15 protein-coding genes are annotated in these 15,431 nt (G+C 55.8%); 12 read left to right on the forward strand and 3 right to left on the reverse strand.

Annotated features, from left to right (window positions below):
- Positions 1-3 precede the first annotated feature (3 nt).
- The 6 genes from ubiJ to tatD all read left to right on the forward strand — a co-directional run bounded on the left by ubiJ (position 4) and on the right by tatD (position 4,720).
- Positions 4-609: a ubiquinone biosynthesis protein UbiJ gene (gene ubiJ, locus LDK53_RS05020; protein ID WP_045285587.1), complete on the forward strand. Its 606-nt coding sequence runs from the start codon at positions 4-6 to the stop codon at positions 607-609.
- Entirely contained in the window at positions 606-2,246 is a 1,641-nt protein-coding gene (gene ubiB, locus LDK53_RS05025) for a ubiquinone biosynthesis regulatory protein kinase UbiB (RefSeq protein WP_025757522.1), read from the forward strand. The genes ubiJ and ubiB overlap by 4 nt, the downstream gene beginning before the upstream one ends.
- A 76-nt stretch (positions 2,247-2,322) precedes the next feature.
- Complete coding sequence (tatA, locus tag LDK53_RS05030; protein WP_025757521.1) at positions 2,323-2,577, forward strand: Sec-independent protein translocase subunit TatA; 255 nt, start codon at positions 2,323-2,325, stop codon at positions 2,575-2,577.
- 3 nt (positions 2,578-2,580) lie between these two features.
- A complete protein-coding gene (gene tatB / locus LDK53_RS05035; RefSeq protein ID WP_225284780.1) occupies positions 2,581-3,123 on the forward strand; it encodes a Sec-independent protein translocase protein TatB in 543 nt (180 codons plus the stop codon).
- A 2-nt stretch (positions 3,124-3,125) separates the two neighbouring features.
- Positions 3,126-3,896, forward strand: coding sequence for a Sec-independent protein translocase subunit TatC (gene tatC, locus LDK53_RS05040; protein WP_025757519.1), 771 nt, complete (start codon positions 3,126-3,128; stop codon positions 3,894-3,896).
- Between the two features lie 41 nt (positions 3,897-3,937).
- On the forward strand, positions 3,938-4,720 hold the full coding sequence (gene tatD, locus LDK53_RS05045) for a 3'-5' ssDNA/RNA exonuclease TatD (RefSeq protein ID WP_225284782.1): 783 nt from the start codon (positions 3,938-3,940) through the stop codon (positions 4,718-4,720).
- Here the strand turns inward: tatD and rfaH are convergent.
- Positions 4,717-5,208 carry a transcription/translation regulatory transformer protein RfaH gene (rfaH, locus tag LDK53_RS05050; RefSeq protein ID WP_020882871.1) on the reverse strand — a complete coding sequence of 164 codons (492 nt, stop codon included), beginning with the start codon at positions 5,206-5,208 and terminating at the stop codon, positions 4,717-4,719. The genes tatD and rfaH overlap by 4 nt on opposite strands.
- Positions 5,209-5,381: 173 nt before the next feature.
- Here rfaH and ubiD point away from each other — a divergent pair, with 173 nt between their 5' ends.
- Positions 5,382-6,872, forward strand: a complete 1,491-nt coding sequence (gene ubiD, locus LDK53_RS05055; RefSeq protein ID WP_162185039.1) for a 4-hydroxy-3-polyprenylbenzoate decarboxylase — start codon at positions 5,382-5,384, stop codon at positions 6,870-6,872.
- Between the two features lie 42 nt (positions 6,873-6,914).
- On the forward strand, positions 6,915-7,616 hold the full coding sequence (gene fre / locus LDK53_RS05060; protein WP_045285590.1) for an NAD(P)H-flavin reductase: 702 nt from the start codon (positions 6,915-6,917) through the stop codon (positions 7,614-7,616).
- Between the two features lie 161 nt (positions 7,617-7,777).
- Here the strand turns inward: fre and fadA are convergent, their stop codons facing one another.
- Together fadA and fadB are read right to left on the reverse strand one after the other, a co-directional pair.
- Positions 7,778-8,941 (reverse strand): acetyl-CoA C-acyltransferase FadA, encoded by a 1,164-nt coding sequence (gene fadA / locus LDK53_RS05065; RefSeq protein ID WP_094919518.1) that lies wholly within the window; start codon positions 8,939-8,941, stop codon positions 7,778-7,780.
- Between the two features lie 9 nt (positions 8,942-8,950).
- Positions 8,951-11,140, reverse strand: coding sequence for a fatty acid oxidation complex subunit alpha FadB (fadB, locus tag LDK53_RS05070; protein ID WP_059385439.1), 2,190 nt, complete (start codon positions 11,138-11,140; stop codon positions 8,951-8,953).
- A 190-nt stretch (positions 11,141-11,330) separates the two neighbouring features.
- Here fadB and pepQ point away from each other — a divergent pair, with 190 nt between their 5' ends.
- From pepQ to hemG, 4 genes are read left to right on the forward strand one after another with little or no spacing between them, the layout of a single operon-like run.
- Positions 11,331-12,662, forward strand: coding sequence for a Xaa-Pro dipeptidase (pepQ, locus tag LDK53_RS05075; RefSeq protein ID WP_047959675.1), 1,332 nt, complete (start codon positions 11,331-11,333; stop codon positions 12,660-12,662).
- Positions 12,662-13,276 (forward strand): IMPACT family protein, encoded by a 615-nt coding sequence (locus tag LDK53_RS05080; RefSeq protein ID WP_045285594.1) that lies wholly within the window; start codon positions 12,662-12,664, stop codon positions 13,274-13,276. Before pepQ ends, LDK53_RS05080 begins: the two co-directional genes overlap by 1 nt.
- A 39-nt stretch (positions 13,277-13,315) precedes the next feature.
- Positions 13,316-14,767: a Trk system potassium transporter TrkH gene (gene trkH, locus LDK53_RS05085; protein WP_023309600.1), complete on the forward strand. Its 1,452-nt coding sequence runs from the start codon at positions 13,316-13,318 to the stop codon at positions 14,765-14,767.
- 10 nt (positions 14,768-14,777) lie between these two features.
- Positions 14,778-15,323, forward strand: a complete 546-nt coding sequence (gene hemG / locus LDK53_RS05090) for a menaquinone-dependent protoporphyrinogen IX dehydrogenase (protein WP_025757509.1) — start codon at positions 14,778-14,780, stop codon at positions 15,321-15,323.
- Positions 15,324-15,431: the final 108 nt, after the last annotated feature.

Raw genomic sequence — 15,431 nt, forward strand, 5'->3', positions numbered from 1 at the left:
CCCGTGCCCTTTAAACCCTTAGTCACCGCAGGCATCGAGAACGTACTGAATGCCTTTCTCTATCGCGCGCCGGCGCTAAAAGCCGCACGCCAGCGGCTTAACGGAAAGGTATTACGCATTGTTTTAAAAGAGTTCTCGACGCCGCTTGTGCTGGTCTTTAGCGAACGCCAGCTTGACGTCCTGGGTGAGTGGGAAGGTGAAGCCGACTGTTCGGTCATCACGCACATGAGCGTGTTGCCTAAACTGCGCGACCGTCAGCAATTAACGGCGCTGATCCGCAGCGGTGAGCTGGAAGTGGAAGGCGACATTCAGGTTGTCCAGAGCTTCGTGGCGCTCACCGATCTGGCGGAGTTCGATCCGGCAGAGCTGCTCGCACCGTTTATTGGTGACATTGCCGCTGAAGGGATCGGTAAAGCCCTGCATGGCGGAACGGCATTCCTGCGTAAAAGCCTGCAACGGCAGCAACGCTATGCGGCGGAAGTGCTGACGGAGGAGTGGCGAATGGCGCCCGGGCCACTGGAAGTGGCGTGGTTTGCGGAAGAGACCGCTGCTGTTGAACGTGCGGTTGACGCGTTAACCAAACGGCTGGAAAAACTGGAGGGCAAATGACGCCTGGTGAAATTCGGCGCCTCTACTTCATCATTCGCACCTTTTTGAGCTACGGGCTCGACGAGCTTATCCCCAAAATGCGCATTACGCTGCCGCTGCGTATCTGGCGGCGGATGCTGTTCTGGATGCCCAATCGCCATAAAGGTCAGCCGCTGGGTGAGCGTCTGCGTCTGGCGCTGCAGGAGCTCGGCCCGGTATGGATTAAATTCGGGCAGATGCTATCGACCCGCCGCGATCTCTTCCCGCCGCTCATTGCTGATGAACTCGCGCTGCTGCAGGATCGCGTTGCGCCGTTTGACGGTGCACGCGCGAAAAAGCAAATTGAAGAGGCGATGGGCAATATTCCTGTCGAGACCTGGTTTGACGATTTCGATATTCATCCCCTGGCGTCAGCCTCTATCGCGCAGGTGCACACTGCGCGTCTGAAAGAAAACGGCAAAGAAGTGGTGATTAAGGTGATTCGCCCGGACATCCTGCCGATCATCAAAGCAGACATGAAGCTGATTTATCGTCTGGCGCGCTGGGTACCGCGTTTGCTTCCGGACGGGCGTCGTCTGCGTCCGATGGAGGTGGTGCGGGAGTATGAAAAAACGCTGATTGATGAGCTTAACCTGCTGCGCGAATCAGCAAACGCCATTCAGCTGCGCCGCAACTTTGAAAACAGCCCGATGCTCTATGTACCCGAAGTCTACTCTGACTACTGCAGCCAGAATATGATGGTGATGGAGCGAATCTACGGGATCCCCGTCTCGGATGTGGTGGCCCTGGAGAAACAGGGAACGAACATGAAGCTGCTGGCCGAGCGCGGTGTGCAGGTCTTCTTTACCCAGGTATTCCGCGACAGCTTTTTCCACGCAGACATGCACCCGGGCAATATCTTCGTCAGCTACGAGCATCCTGAAGATCCGCAGTACATCGGCATTGACTGCGGGATTGTAGGCTCGCTGAACAAAGAAGATAAACGCTATCTGGCTGAAAACTTTATTGCCTTCTTTAATCGCGATTACCGTAAAGTGGCTGAACTGCACGTTGATTCCGGATGGGTTCCGCCGGACACCAATGTCGAAGAGTTTGAGTTTGCTATCCGTACCGTCTGCGAACCGATTTTTGAAAAACCGCTGGCGGAAATCTCTTTCGGCCACGTGCTGCTGAATCTGTTTAACACCGCTCGTCGCTTCAACATGGAAGTGCAGCCACAGCTTGTTTTACTTCAGAAAACATTACTTTACGTTGAAGGTGTAGGTCGACAGCTCTATCCTCAGTTAGACTTGTGGAAGACGGCGAAACCGTTCCTTGAATCCTGGATTAAAGATCAGGTCGGCATTCCGGCTCTGGTGCGGGCATTCAAAGAGAAAGCACCGTTCTGGGTTGAGAAGATGCCGGAGCTTCCGGAACTGGTCTATGACAGTTTGCGTCAGAGCAAGAACCTTCAGCTCAGCATGGATAAAATCGCCCACGAGCTTCAGTCAAACCGGGTTCGTCAGGGCCAGTCTCGCTATCTGTTTGGCATTGGCGCAACCCTGCTGTTAAGCGGTACGTTGCTGTTAATCAACCGTCCGGACTGGCAGATGATGCCCGCCTGGCTGATGGCCGCCGGGATCGTGGTCTGGTTCGTTGGCTGGAGAAAGACGCGCTGAGCAGGCGTCGCTATCACCAGGCCGCATACGTATAATGCGGCCTGACTCCTTAATCATCTATCACTGAGGAATATGTATGGGTGGTATCAGTATCTGGCAATTGTTGATCATTGCCGTCATCGTCGTGCTGCTGTTTGGCACTAAAAAGCTCGGTTCCATTGGGTCCGATCTGGGCGCGTCTATCAAAGGCTTCAAAAAAGCGATGAGCGATGATGAGAACAAGCAGGATAAATCCAGCCAGGACGCTGATTTTACTGCTAAGTCCATCTCCGACAAGCAGGATGATGCGAAAAAGGAAGACGCTAAACGCCACGATAAAGAGCAGGTGTAAGTCGTGTTCGACATTGGTTTTGGTGAGCTGCTGCTGGTCTTCGTGATTGGCCTGATTGTGTTGGGTCCACAGCGTTTACCCGTTGCAGTAAAAACGGTTGCGGGGTGGGTGCGTGCGCTTCGTTCGCTGGCGTCCACCGTACAGAACGAGCTGGCGCAGGAACTTAAGCTGCAGGAATTCCAGGAAAGCCTGAAAAAGGTCGAGAAGGCGAGCATGGATAACCTGACGCCGGAACTGAAAGCTTCAATGGATGAACTGCGCGAAGCGGCAGAGTCCATGAAGCGCTCGTACAGCGTCAACGACCCTGAAAAAGCGAGCGATGAAGCCAACACCATTCATAACCCGGTGGTGAAGGGCAGCGAGGCGCAGCGTGAGGGCGTCACGCCAGCCAGCGCTGAGCATCAGGTTGACGCCCCAGAACAGACGCCGCAGGAAGCCGAAGTGAAAAAACAGGCGCAATCAGTAGAGCCCACGGTTAAAGCGGCTGAAGCGAAGCCCGTCGCACCTGTTTCCGAATCATCCCCCTCGTCGAGTGATAAAGCGTAAACATGGCAGTAGATGATACTCAACCGCTCATTACGCACCTCATTGAGCTGCGTAAGCGCCTGTTAAACTGCATTATTGCGGTTTTCGTGATTTTTTTATGCCTGGTCTATTTCGCCAATGATATCTACCAGGTTGTCTCTGCACCGTTGATCAAGCAGATGCCGCTGGGCGCAACGATGATTGCGACGGACGTGGCTTCTCCGTTCTTTACTCCCATCAAGCTCACCTTCTGGGTATCGTTGATCGCCTCTGCGCCAGTCATTCTGTATCAGGTCTGGGCGTTTGTGGCGCCGGCCTTGTATAAGCATGAACGCAAGCTGGTGATCCCGCTGCTGATCTCCAGTTCTCTGCTGTTCTATATCGGCATGGCGTTTGCCTATTTCGTCGTCTTCCCGCTGGCTTTCGGGTTCCTGACGCACACCGCGCCGGAAGGGGTTCAGGTGTCGACGGATATCGCCAGCTACCTCAGCTTTGTGATGGCGCTGTTTATGGCGTTTGGTGTGGCCTTCGAAGTACCGGTGGCCATTGTGCTGCTGTGCTGGGTAGGGGTCACGACGCCGGATGACCTGCGTAAGAAGCGTCCCTATATCCTGGTCGGCGCATTCGTGGTTGGCATGCTGCTGACTCCGCCGGATGTTTTCTCCCAGACGCTGCTGGCCATACCGATGTACTGTCTGTTTGAGGTCGGCGTTTTCTTCTCGCGTTTCTACGTGGGGAAAGGTCGTCGCGCGGATGACGAAGACGATACGTCGGACAAGACCACTGAAGAGTAAAACCAGCCGCCCGTCAGGGCGGTTGTTACATGGGGATTTGCATGTTTGATATCGGACTTAACCTGACCAGTTCGCAGTTTGCGAAAGATCGTGATGAGGTGGTTGCGCGCGCGTTTGCCGCCGGGGTGAACGGATTGCTGCTGACGGGCACCAACCTCCATGAAAGCGAGCAGGCGCAGCAGTTGGCGCAACGCTACGAGCGCTGCTGGTCTACTGCCGGCATGCATCCTCACGACAGTAGCCAGTGGACGCCGCAGAGCGCTGAAATCATTCACCGGCTGGCGAAAACGCCTGAGGTGGTGGCCATTGGAGAATGCGGACTCGATTTCAACCGTAACTTTTCCACTCCAGCCGAACAGGAAAAAGCCTTTACCGCCCAGCTTGCGCTGGCGGCCGAGCTTGAAATGCCGGTGTTTATGCACTGTCGCGACGCGCATGAGCGTTTCCTCGCTCTGCTGGATCCGTGGCTGGATAAACTGCCTGGCGCGGTGCTGCACTGTTTTACCGGTTCACGCCAGGAGGCGCTTGAGTGTCTGGATCGCGGGCTTTATCTGGGCATTACCGGCTGGGTTTGCGATGAACGTCGCGGGCTGGCGCTTCGTGAGCTGTTACCGGCGATCCCGGCTGACCGGCTGCTTCTGGAAACCGATGCACCTTATTTGCTCCCGCGCGATATGCAACCCAAATCGGCTTCGCGGCGAAATGAGCCCGCTTACCTGGGACACATTGTTGAACGTGTAGCGACGTGGCGCGGAGAGGATCCGGCCGAGCTTTCCGCGCAAACGGATGACAACGTGCGTACGCTGTTCGGGATACGTTTTTAAACTTTGCGGAAGTCGGTGTTTTTCACGCTCTGCAGCACCTGCTTGTTCAGCAGATTGAGCAACAGCATGGAGCGCGCTTCGCCGTCCGGCTCGGCAAAAATTGCCTGCAGGCCTTCAAAAGCCCCTTCCGTAATAACGACGCTGTCTCCCGCGTACGGAGTTTCCGGGTCGGTGATGCCTTCAGGTTGTTGATAAACCGAAAGCTGGTGAATGACCGTCGACGGAACCGTTGCCGGGTGAGCGCCAAAACGAACGAAGTGGCTGACGCCACGCGTGGCGCTGATGGTGGTGGTGTGGATCACCTCCGGGTCGAACTCAACGAACAGATAGTTCGGGAACAGAGGTTCACTGACGGTTGTGCGCTTCCCGCGCTGCATTTTTTCAAGCGTGATCACGGGCGTCAGGCAATTTACAGACTGACGTTCAAGATGTTCCTGCGCGCGCTGAAGTTGCCCGCGTTTGCAATACAGTAAATACCAGGCCTGCATAATCACTCTTTCCCTTAGTTCGGGGCGCAAGCATATCAAAACCCTGGCGGGATCGCTAAGCTGATTATAATGGGGGAAATGGGAACAGAACGCATAAGTTCACGCTTGTTTAACAAAATTACAGCATCACGCAGGCTAACGCCGTATAATGAAGCGCTTACAGAGAGGCCATGATTAACTGCATGAAATACCACGATCTCCGCGACTTCCTGACGCTGCTGGAAAAGCAGGGTGAACTCAAACGCATTACACTTCCTGTTGATCCTTATCTGGAGATGACAGAAATTGCTGACCGCACCCTGCGTGCCGGTGGTCCTGCATTACTGTTTGAAAATCCGAAGGGTTACTCAATGCCGGTGCTGTGCAACCTGTTTGGTACGCCACGTCGTGTCGCACTGGGGATGGGGCAGGAGGACGTCACGGCACTGCGTGAAGTGGGTAAGCTGTTGGCGTTTCTGAAAGAGCCGGAGCCACCAAAAGGTTTCCGCGACCTGTTCGACAAACTGCCGCAGTTTAAGCAGGTGCTGAACATGCCCACCAAACGCCTTCGTGGCGCGCCATGCCAGCAGAAAGTGCTGGAAGGTGATGCAGTTGATTTGACCAAAATCCCGATCATGCAGTGCTGGCCTGAAGATGCTGCGCCTCTCATCACCTGGGGGCTGACCGTCACGCGTGGGCCGCATAAAGAGCGGCAAAATCTGGGTATTTACCGCCAGCAGTTGATTGGCAAGAATAAGCTCATCATGCGCTGGCTGTCACATCGCGGCGGCGCGCTGGATTTCCAGGAGTGGTGTGCTGCGCATCCGGGTGAACGTTTCCCGGTGTCTGTTGCGCTCGGCGCTGACCCGGCCACCATTCTGGGCGCGGTAACGCCGGTGCCGGATACGCTGTCAGAATATGCCTTCGCAGGCCTGCTGCGCGGGACCAAAACCGAAGTCGTGAAGTGTATTTCTAACGATCTTGAAGTCCCGGCCAGTGCGGAAATTGTGCTGGAAGGTTACATTGAGCAGGGTGAACTGGCACCGGAAGGTCCTTACGGCGACCACACTGGCTATTACAACGAAGTGGATAACTTCCCGGTGTTTACCGTGACGCACATAACCCAGCGTGAAGATGCGATTTACCACTCCACGTATACCGGACGTCCACCGGATGAACCTGCAGTGCTGGGCGTGGCGTTGAATGAAGTGTTTGTGCCGATCCTGCAAAAGCAGTTCCCGGAAATTGTTGATTTCTATCTGCCGCCTGAAGGATGCTCGTATCGCCTGGCAGTGGTCACGATGAAGAAGCAGTATCCGGGTCACGCTAAACGCGTGATGATGGGCGTATGGTCATTCCTGCGCCAGTTTATGTATACCAAATTTGTTATTGTCTGCGATGATGACGTTAACGCCCGCGACTGGAATGACGTAATCTGGGCCATTACCACGCGAATGGACCCGGCGCGCGATACGGTGTTAGTCGAAAACACGCCGATAGATTACCTGGATTTTGCCTCGCCGGTTTCCGGCCTTGGCTCAAAAATGGGACTGGATGCCACAAATAAATGGCCTGGCGAAACCGACCGTGAATGGGGTCGCCCGATCAAAAAAGATCCTGCTGTGACCGCGCGAATTGACGCGATCTGGGACGAACTGGCCATAATGAATAACGGTAAACCCTGAGCTGACCGTTAAGCCCTTTAGACTTCCCGACAGAGAGAGCGAATGACAACCTTAAGCTGTAAAGTGACCTCGGTAGATGCCATCACCGACACCGTATATCGCGTCCGTTTAGTGCCAGAAGCGCCATTCTCTTTCCGCGCGGGTCAGTACCTGATGGTCGTGATGGATGAACGTGATAAGCGTCCTTTCTCTATGGCCTCAACGCCAGCGGAGCAGGAATTTATTGAGCTTCATATCGGTGCGTCAGAGCTTAACCTGTATGCGATGGCCGTCATGGACCGCATTCTTAAAGAGCGTGAGATCGTGGTGGACATTCCACACGGTGACGCGTGGCTGCGTGATGACGAAGACCGTCCGCTGATCCTGATCGCCGGGGGGACAGGCTTCTCCTACGTACGTTCTATTCTGCTGACTGCCCTCGCGCGTAACCCGGACCGTGATATCACCATCTACTGGGGTGGCCGTGAAGAGAAACATCTCTACGACCTGTCTGAACTGGAAGCGCTGAGCGTCACCCATCCTAACCTGCGTGTTGAGCCGGTGGTTGAACAGCCGGAAGAGGGCTGGCGTGGGCGTAGCGGTACAGTGCTGACGGCAGTACTGCAGGATCACGGCACGCTGGCAGGGCACGATATCTACATCGCTGGCCGTTTTGAGATGGCGAAAATTGCCCGCGATCTGTTCTGTAATGAACGTGACGCGCGTGAAGACCGCCTGTTTGGCGATGCGTTTGCGTTTATCTAAATAAAAAACCCGCCCCTGACAGGCGGGAAGAACGGCAACTAAACTGTCTCTCTTCGCCAGTGACGTCACTGGCGGCGAGGTACCTCTCGTAGGCCGGGAAAGCGCAGCGCCTCCCGGCAAAAGCCCGATGGTGCGATGCTTATCGGGCCTACGTTATAGCCTTACACTCTCTCAAACACCGTCGCGATACCCTGACCCAAACCAATACACATCGTTGCCAGACCAAATTGGGCATCTTTGCGTTCCATCAGGTTGATAAGCGTGGTGCTGATGCGCGCCCCGGAGCAGCCCAGCGGGTGACCGAGGGCGATCGCGCCGCCGTTGAGGTTGATCTTCTCGTCTACCTGCTCCATCAGCCCCAGATCTTTAATGCACGGCAGGATCTGCGCGGCGAAGGCTTCATTCATCTCAAACAGGTCGATATCGCTGGTGGTTAATCCTGCTTTTTTCAGCGCCAGCTTCGAGGCCGGAACCGGACCGTAACCCATAATCGAAGGATCGCAGCCCACGACCGCCATCGAGCGCACGCGGGCGCGAGGCGTTAGCCCCAGCTCGCGGGCGCGGCTTTCGCTCATCACCAGCATCGCGGCCGCGCCGTCGGACAGCGCCGACGAGGTACCGGCTGTTACCGTACCGGTGACCGGATCAAACGCCGGGCGCAGCGTGGAAAGGGCTTCCACGGTGGTTTCCGGGCGGATCACCTCGTCGTAACTGAACTGCTTCAGAACGCCGTCAGCATCGTGGCCGCCGGTTGGGATGATCTCATTTTTGAATGCGCCGGACTGCGTTGCGGCCCATGCGCGAGCGTGAGAGCGCGCGGCAAAGGTATCCTGCATTTCACGGCTGATGCCGTGCAGGCGTGAGAGCATCTCAGCGGTGAGGCCCATCATCCCCGCGGCTTTCGCCACGTTACGGCTCATGCCCGGGTGGAAATCGACCCCGTGGCTCATCGGTACGTGACCCATATGTTCCACGCCGCCGACCAGGCAGGCCTGGGCATCGCCGGTCATGATCATACGTGCCGCATCGTGCAGCGCCTGCATGGACGAACCACACAGACGGTTAACGGTGACGGCCGGAACGGAATGCGGGATCTCCGCCAGCAGGGAGGCATTACGGGCGATGTTGAAGCCCTGCTCCAGGGTCTGCTGCACGCAGCCCCAGTAGATATCGTCGAGTGCAGCCGGATCCAGCGCCGGGTTACGCGCCAGCAGGCTACGCATCAGGTGCGCGGAGAGGTCTTCCGCACGCACGTTGCGGAATGCGCCGCCTTTTGAACGGCCCATCGGGGTGCGAATCGCATCAACAATGACAACCTTTTCCATTGTGACTCCTTAAGCCGTTTTCAGCTCGCCAACCGGACGGGCTGGCTCAACTGCTGGATAGTAGGGTTCGTTATGGCGCGCTTTGTTGCGCAGCCCTTCCGGCACCTCATACAGCGGGCCGAGGTGCTGATACTGCTGGGCCATATCGAGATAGCGGGCGCTGCCGAGCGTGTCCAGCCAGCGGAACGCGCCACCGTGGAACGGCGGGAAGCCCAGGCCGTATACCAGCGCCATATCGGCTTCTGCCGGGCTGGCGATGATGCCTTCTTCGAGGCAACGCACCACTTCGTTGATCATCGGAATCATCATCCGGGCGATGATCTCATCGTCGGTGAAATCGCGTTTCGGCTGACTGACATCGGCCAGCAGGCTATCCACCGCCGCGTCTTCTTCTTTCTTCGGTTTGCCTTTGCTGTCTTCTTTATAGCGCCAGAAGCCCAGGCCGTTTTTCTGACCAAAGCGGTTGGCGTCGAACAGGGCGTCAATGGCGTCGCGATAATCTTTCTGCATGCGCTGCGGGAAGCCCGCCGCCATGACTGCCTGAGCGTGATGTGCCGTATCAATGCCGACCACATCCAGCAGATATGCCGGGCCCATCGGCCAGCCGAACTGTTTTTCCATTACTTTGTCTATCTTGCGGAAATCCGCGCCGTCGCGCAGCAGCTGGCTGAAACCGGCGAAGTAAGGGAACAGGACGCGGTTGACGAAGAAGCCCGGGCAGTCGTTAACAACGATCGGCGTTTTACCCATCTTGCTTGCCCACGCCACCACTTTGGCAATGGTGTCGTCAGAGGTTTTTTCCCCGCGGATCACCTCGACCAGCGGCATACGGTGTACCGGGTTGAAGAAGTGCATCCCGCAGAAGTTCTCCGGACGCTTCAGCACGCTTGCCAGCTCGCTAATCGGGATCGTTGAGGTGTTAGACGCCAGGACGGTATCCGGGCGAACCTTCTCTTCCGTTTCCGCCAGTACCGCTTTTTTCACTTTCGGGTTTTCTACGACCGCCTCAACAACTACGTCCACGCGGTCGAAACCGGTGTATTCCAGCGTTGGCTGGATAGTCGAGATCACACCGGAGAGCTTAAGTCCGTCAATTTTGCCGCGTTCCAGCTGTTTATTCAGCAGCTTGGCCGCTTCGGTCATCCCCAGCGTCAGGGATTTCTCACTGATGTCTTTCATCACCACCGGCACGCCTTTCCAGGCAGACTGGTAAGCGATGCCGCCACCCATAATGCCAGCGCCGAGTACAGCCGCATGTTTTGGCGTCTCAACGTTTTTGGTCAGCTGTTTTGCTTTACCCTTCACGAACTGATCGTTGAGGAAGATGCCAACCAGCGCGCGGGCTTCGTTGGTATGTGCCAGCGGGACAAAGCTCTGGTTTTCCAGCTTCAGGGCTTCATCGCGGCCAAAGCGGGCGGCGGCTTCAATGGTCTTCACCGCCGTGATCGGCGCTGGATAGTGTTTACCCGCGGTCTGCATCACCATGCCTTTGGCGATGGTGAAGCTCATCGTGGCTTCAATCTTGCTGAGTTTTAACGGCTCCAGCTTCGGCTGGCGTTTGGCTTTCCAGTCGAGATCGCCGTTAATCGCCTGACGCAGAATGGCGAGAGAGCCTTCAATCAGTTTTTCTGGCTTCACGACACCGTCGACCAGGCCGATTTTCTGCGCCTGTTCTGCACCGACATCTTTACCTGCGGCAATGATCTCAAGCGCGCTGTCGGCACCCAGCATGCGCGGCATGCGCACAGAGCCGCCAAAGCCCGGCATGATACCCAGCTTCGTTTCCGGAAGGCCAATGCGCAGGTCCGGCGTAGCCAGACGGTAATCAGTCGCTAACACGCATTCACAACCACCGCCCAGCGCGTAGCCGTTGACGGCGGAGATCGTCGGAACAGGCAGATCTTCCAGACGATTAAAGACGCTATTGGCAAAATGCAGCCACTGGCTCAGCTGCTCTTCAGGCACCAGGAAGAGCGAGAGGAATTCGGTGATATCGGCGCCGACAATAAAGGCCGCTTTGTTCGAGCGCAGCAGCAGCCCTTTTAATTCAGATTGTTTTTCAAGAACATCCAGCGCCTGGCCAAGACTGGCCACCGTCGCGGTATCAAGCTTATTTACTGAGCCGGGGGCATCGAACACCAGTTCGGCAATGCCATCTTCCAGCCAGTTGAGGTACAGGGTGTCGCCTTTGTAGAGCATGTCAGTCTCCTGAATCCAGCAAGTGGATCTGGTCATACCAGATGAGTCGGAGTGTGGGATTTATGTTAATAAAATGCAAATTACTCATTAAGAAATTGCTGCATTGATCACGGTCGGCGGAAATCACGCAGCCGGAGAGAGGTGTGCTAAGATGCGATGACTTGAGGTCAAAAAAACGAAAGGAAGAATGATGGACTCACTGGCTTCGCTCTATAAAAATCATATCGTTACCCTACAGGAACGTACCCGCGATGTACTGGCCCGCTTTAAGCTGGATGCGCTGTTGATCCACTCCGGCGAGCTGATGAATACCTTTCTCGACGATCACGCTTACCCATTTAAGGTGAACCCACAGTTTAAAGCCTGGGTGCCGGTGACTCAGGTTCCAAATTGCTGGCTGCTGGTGGATGGCGTGAACAAGCCGAAACTGTGGTTCTACCTGCCGGTCGATTACTGGCACAACGTGGAACCGCTGCCGACCAGCTTCTGGACAGAAGAAGTGGAGGTCATCGCCTTACCAAAAGCCGACGGCATTGGCAGCCAGCTGCCTGCCGCACGCGGCAACATCGCCTATATTGGTCCGGTACCGGAACGTGCGCTGGGCCTGGACATTCCGGCCGACAAGCTCAACCCGAAAGGGGTGCTGGATTACCTGCACTATTACCGCTCGTATAAAACCGACTACGAACTTTACTGTATGCGTGAAGCGCAAAAAACGGCGGTGAATGGTCACCGTGCGGCGCACGAAGCGTTCCAGTCGGGCATGAGCGAGTTCGATATCAACCAGGCCTATCTGACCGCGACAGGCCACCGTGATACCGATGTGCCGTACAGCAATATCGTCGCGCTCAACGAGCATGCGTCTGTGCTTCACTACACCAAACTGGATCATCAGGTTCCATCGGAAATACGCAGCTTCCTGCTTGATGCGGGTGCCGAGTACAACGGTTATGCGGCGGACCTGACCCGAACCTGGGCGGCCAACGCGGACACCGATTTCGCACAGCTGATTAAAGACGTGAACGATGAACAGCTGGCGCTTATTAGCACCATGAAGGCGGGAACCCGCTATGTGGATTACCACATCCAGTTCCATCAGCGCATTGCGAAACTGCTGCGTAAGCATCAGATTGTGAAAGACATGAGTGAAGAAGCAATGGTCGAAAACGATCTGACCGGGCCATTCATGCCGCACGGCATTGGTCACCCGCTGGGTCTGCAGGTTCACGACGTTGCCGGCTTCATGCAGGACGATACCGGTACGCACCTGGCGGCACCGTCTAAATACCCTTACCTGCGCTGCACCCGCATTCTTGAGCCGCGTATGGTGTTGACCATCGAGCCGGGGATCTACTTTATCGAATCCCTGCTGGCACCGTGGCGTGAAGGCCAGTTCAGCAAACACTTCAACTGGGAAAAAATTGACGCGCTGAAGCCGTTTGGTGGTATTCGCATCGAAGATAACGTTGTGGTTCACGAAAATGGTATCGAGAACATGACGCGAGACCTGAAGCTGGCCTGATGGAAAGCTGGCTGATACCGGCTGAACCGGTCACCTTTGTTGAGGAAATCAAGAAAAGCCGCTTTATTACGCTGCTGGCGCATACCGACGGCGTGGACGCGGCAAAAGCGTTTGTCGAGTCCGTCCGGGCTGCACATCCTGACGCGCGTCACCACTGTGTGGCGTGGGTGGCAGGGCCGCCGGACGATTCACAGCAGCTGGGGTTTTCCGACGACGGTGAACCGGCGGGCACGGCCGGTAAACCCATGCTCTCGCAGCTGATGGGCAGCGGCGTGGGTGAAATTACCGCCGTGGTGGTGCGCTATTACGGCGGCATTTTGTTAGGTACCGGTGGGCTGGTTAAAGCCTATGGCGGGGGCGTGCAGCAGGCGCTTAATATGCTGGTCACTACCCGCAAAACGCCGCTCACCGAATATACTTTGTTATGCGATTACGCCCAGCTCTCGGGTATTGAAGCGCTGCTGAAGCAGTTCAATGGTGTCATCGCACACAGTGAATATCAGGCAATGGTGCAATTACGCGTGGCGCTTCCTCAGGCGGAACTGGCTGCTTTTTCAGCAAAACTGGCTGATTTTAGTCGTGGTTCGTTGCAATTGCTGCCGATTGAAGAATAATCCCCACCTCACTTTTGAATACCAAAGGAAGCGGCAGAGATGCATTTTCGTGCCATAACCCGAATCGTTGGACTGCTGGTCATACTCTTTTCCGGGACGATGATCCTCCCAGGACTGGTGGCGCTTATCTACCGGGACGGCGCAGGGCGGGCGTTTACTCAGACTTTCTTTGTCGCGCTGGCGATTGGCTCGCTGCTGTGGTGGCCAAACCGTCGTCAGAAAGGTGAGCTGAAATCTCGCGAAGGATTTCTGATTGTGGTTCTGTTCTGGACGGTGCTGGGAAGCGTCGGTTCGCTCCCCTTTATCTTCTCAGAACAGCCTAACCTGAGCATCACGGATGCCTTTTTTGAATCCTTCTCCGGCTTAACGACAACCGGGGCGACGACGCTGGTGGGTCTGGATTCACTCCCGCACGCGATTCTTTTTTATCGACAGATGCTGCAGTGGTTCGGGGGGATGGGGATCATTGTCCTGGCCGTCGCCATTCTGCCTATTCTGGGCGTTGGTGGGATGCAGCTCTATCGCGCCGAAATGCCCGGGCCGCTGAAAGACAACAAAATGCGGCCTCGTATTGCCGAGACGGCGAAAACCTTATGGCTGATTTATGTTCTGCTGACGGTCGCCTGTGCGCTGGCGCTATGGTTTGCCGGGATGCCGGCTTTCGATGCTATCGGACACAGTTTTGCGACGATTGCCATCGGCGGGTTCTCCACCCACGATGCCAGTGTGGGCTACTTCGACAGCCCAACGATCAATACTATTATTGCGATTTTCCTGCTGATCTCCGGTTGTAACTATGGCCTGCACTTCTCTTTACTGAGCGGGCGTAGCCTGAAGGTGTACTGGCGCGACCCGGAGTTCCGTATGTTTATTGGGGTTCAGCTTACGCTGGTCATCATCTGTACCCTGGTGCTGTGGTTCCATGATGTCTATAACTCGGCATTGACGACCCTGAATCAGGCGTTCTTCCAGGTGGTATCAATGGCGACAACCGCCGGGTTTACCACGGACAGTATTGCACGCTGGCCGCTGTTCCTGCCGGTACTTCTGCTATGTTCCGCCTTTATCGGCGGCTGTGCGGGGTCGACGGGCGGTGGCCTGAAGGTGATTCGTATTCTGCTGTTGTTCAAGCAGGGCAACCGTGAGCTGAAACGTCTGGTCCACCCGAACGCGGTCTATAGCATCAAACTGGGGAACCGCGCGCTGCCGGAACGTATCCTCGAAGCGGTGTGGGGGTTCTTCTCAGCCTATGCGCTGGTCTTTATCGTCAGTATGCTGGCGATAATCGCGACGGGAGTGGATGATTTCTCCGCCTTTGCGTCCGTCGTCGCAACATTGAATAACCTGGGGCCCGGACTTGGGGTGGTGGCGGATAACTTTGCCAGCATGAACCCGGTCGCGAAATGGATCCTCATCGCCAATATGCTGTTTGGTCGTCTTGAGGTCTTTACGCTGCTGGTACTGTTCACTCCTACCTTCTGGCGCGAGTAAGGAGCCGTTGATGAAAACACTGATTCTTTTCTCTACGCGAGACGGGCAAACGCGTGAGATTGCCGCGTATCTGGCGTCGGAATTAAAAGAGCTGGGTATATACTCGGATGTGGTGAACCTGAACCGTGCGGAGCAGATTGCCTGGCAGGATTACGACCGCGTGGTGATTGGCGCGTCAATTCGTTACGGGCATTTCCATCCGGCGCTGGATCGCTTTGTGAAAAAACATACGGCGGTGCTCAATAAATTGCCCGGTGCGTTTTACTCGGTCAATCTGGTCGCGCGTAAAGCGGAAAAGCGTACGCCGCAGACCAACAGCTACACGCGCAAGTTTTTACTCAACTCGCCGTGGCAGCCAGACCTGTGCGCCGTTTTTGCCGGCGCGCTGCGCTACCCTCGCTACCGCTGGTATGACCGCTTTATGATCCGCCTGATTATGAAGATGACAGGGGGCGAAACGGATACACGTAAAGAAGTGGTTTATACCGACTGGTCGCAGGTGGCCAGTTTTGCACGGGAAATCGCGCATTTAACGGGCAATTCGCGACTTAAATAAGCGTTAAGTTTGAAAAGTGAGCGAACGAAAAGTTTTTTGTATTTTGTGCTTGTCACATCGGAATAACTCCCTATAATGCGCCTCCACTGACACGGAACAACGGCACAC

Source organism: Enterobacter sp. K16B (assembly GCF_020216105.1).
Classification (GTDB): Bacteria; Pseudomonadota; Gammaproteobacteria; order Enterobacterales; family Enterobacteriaceae; genus Enterobacter; species Enterobacter sichuanensis.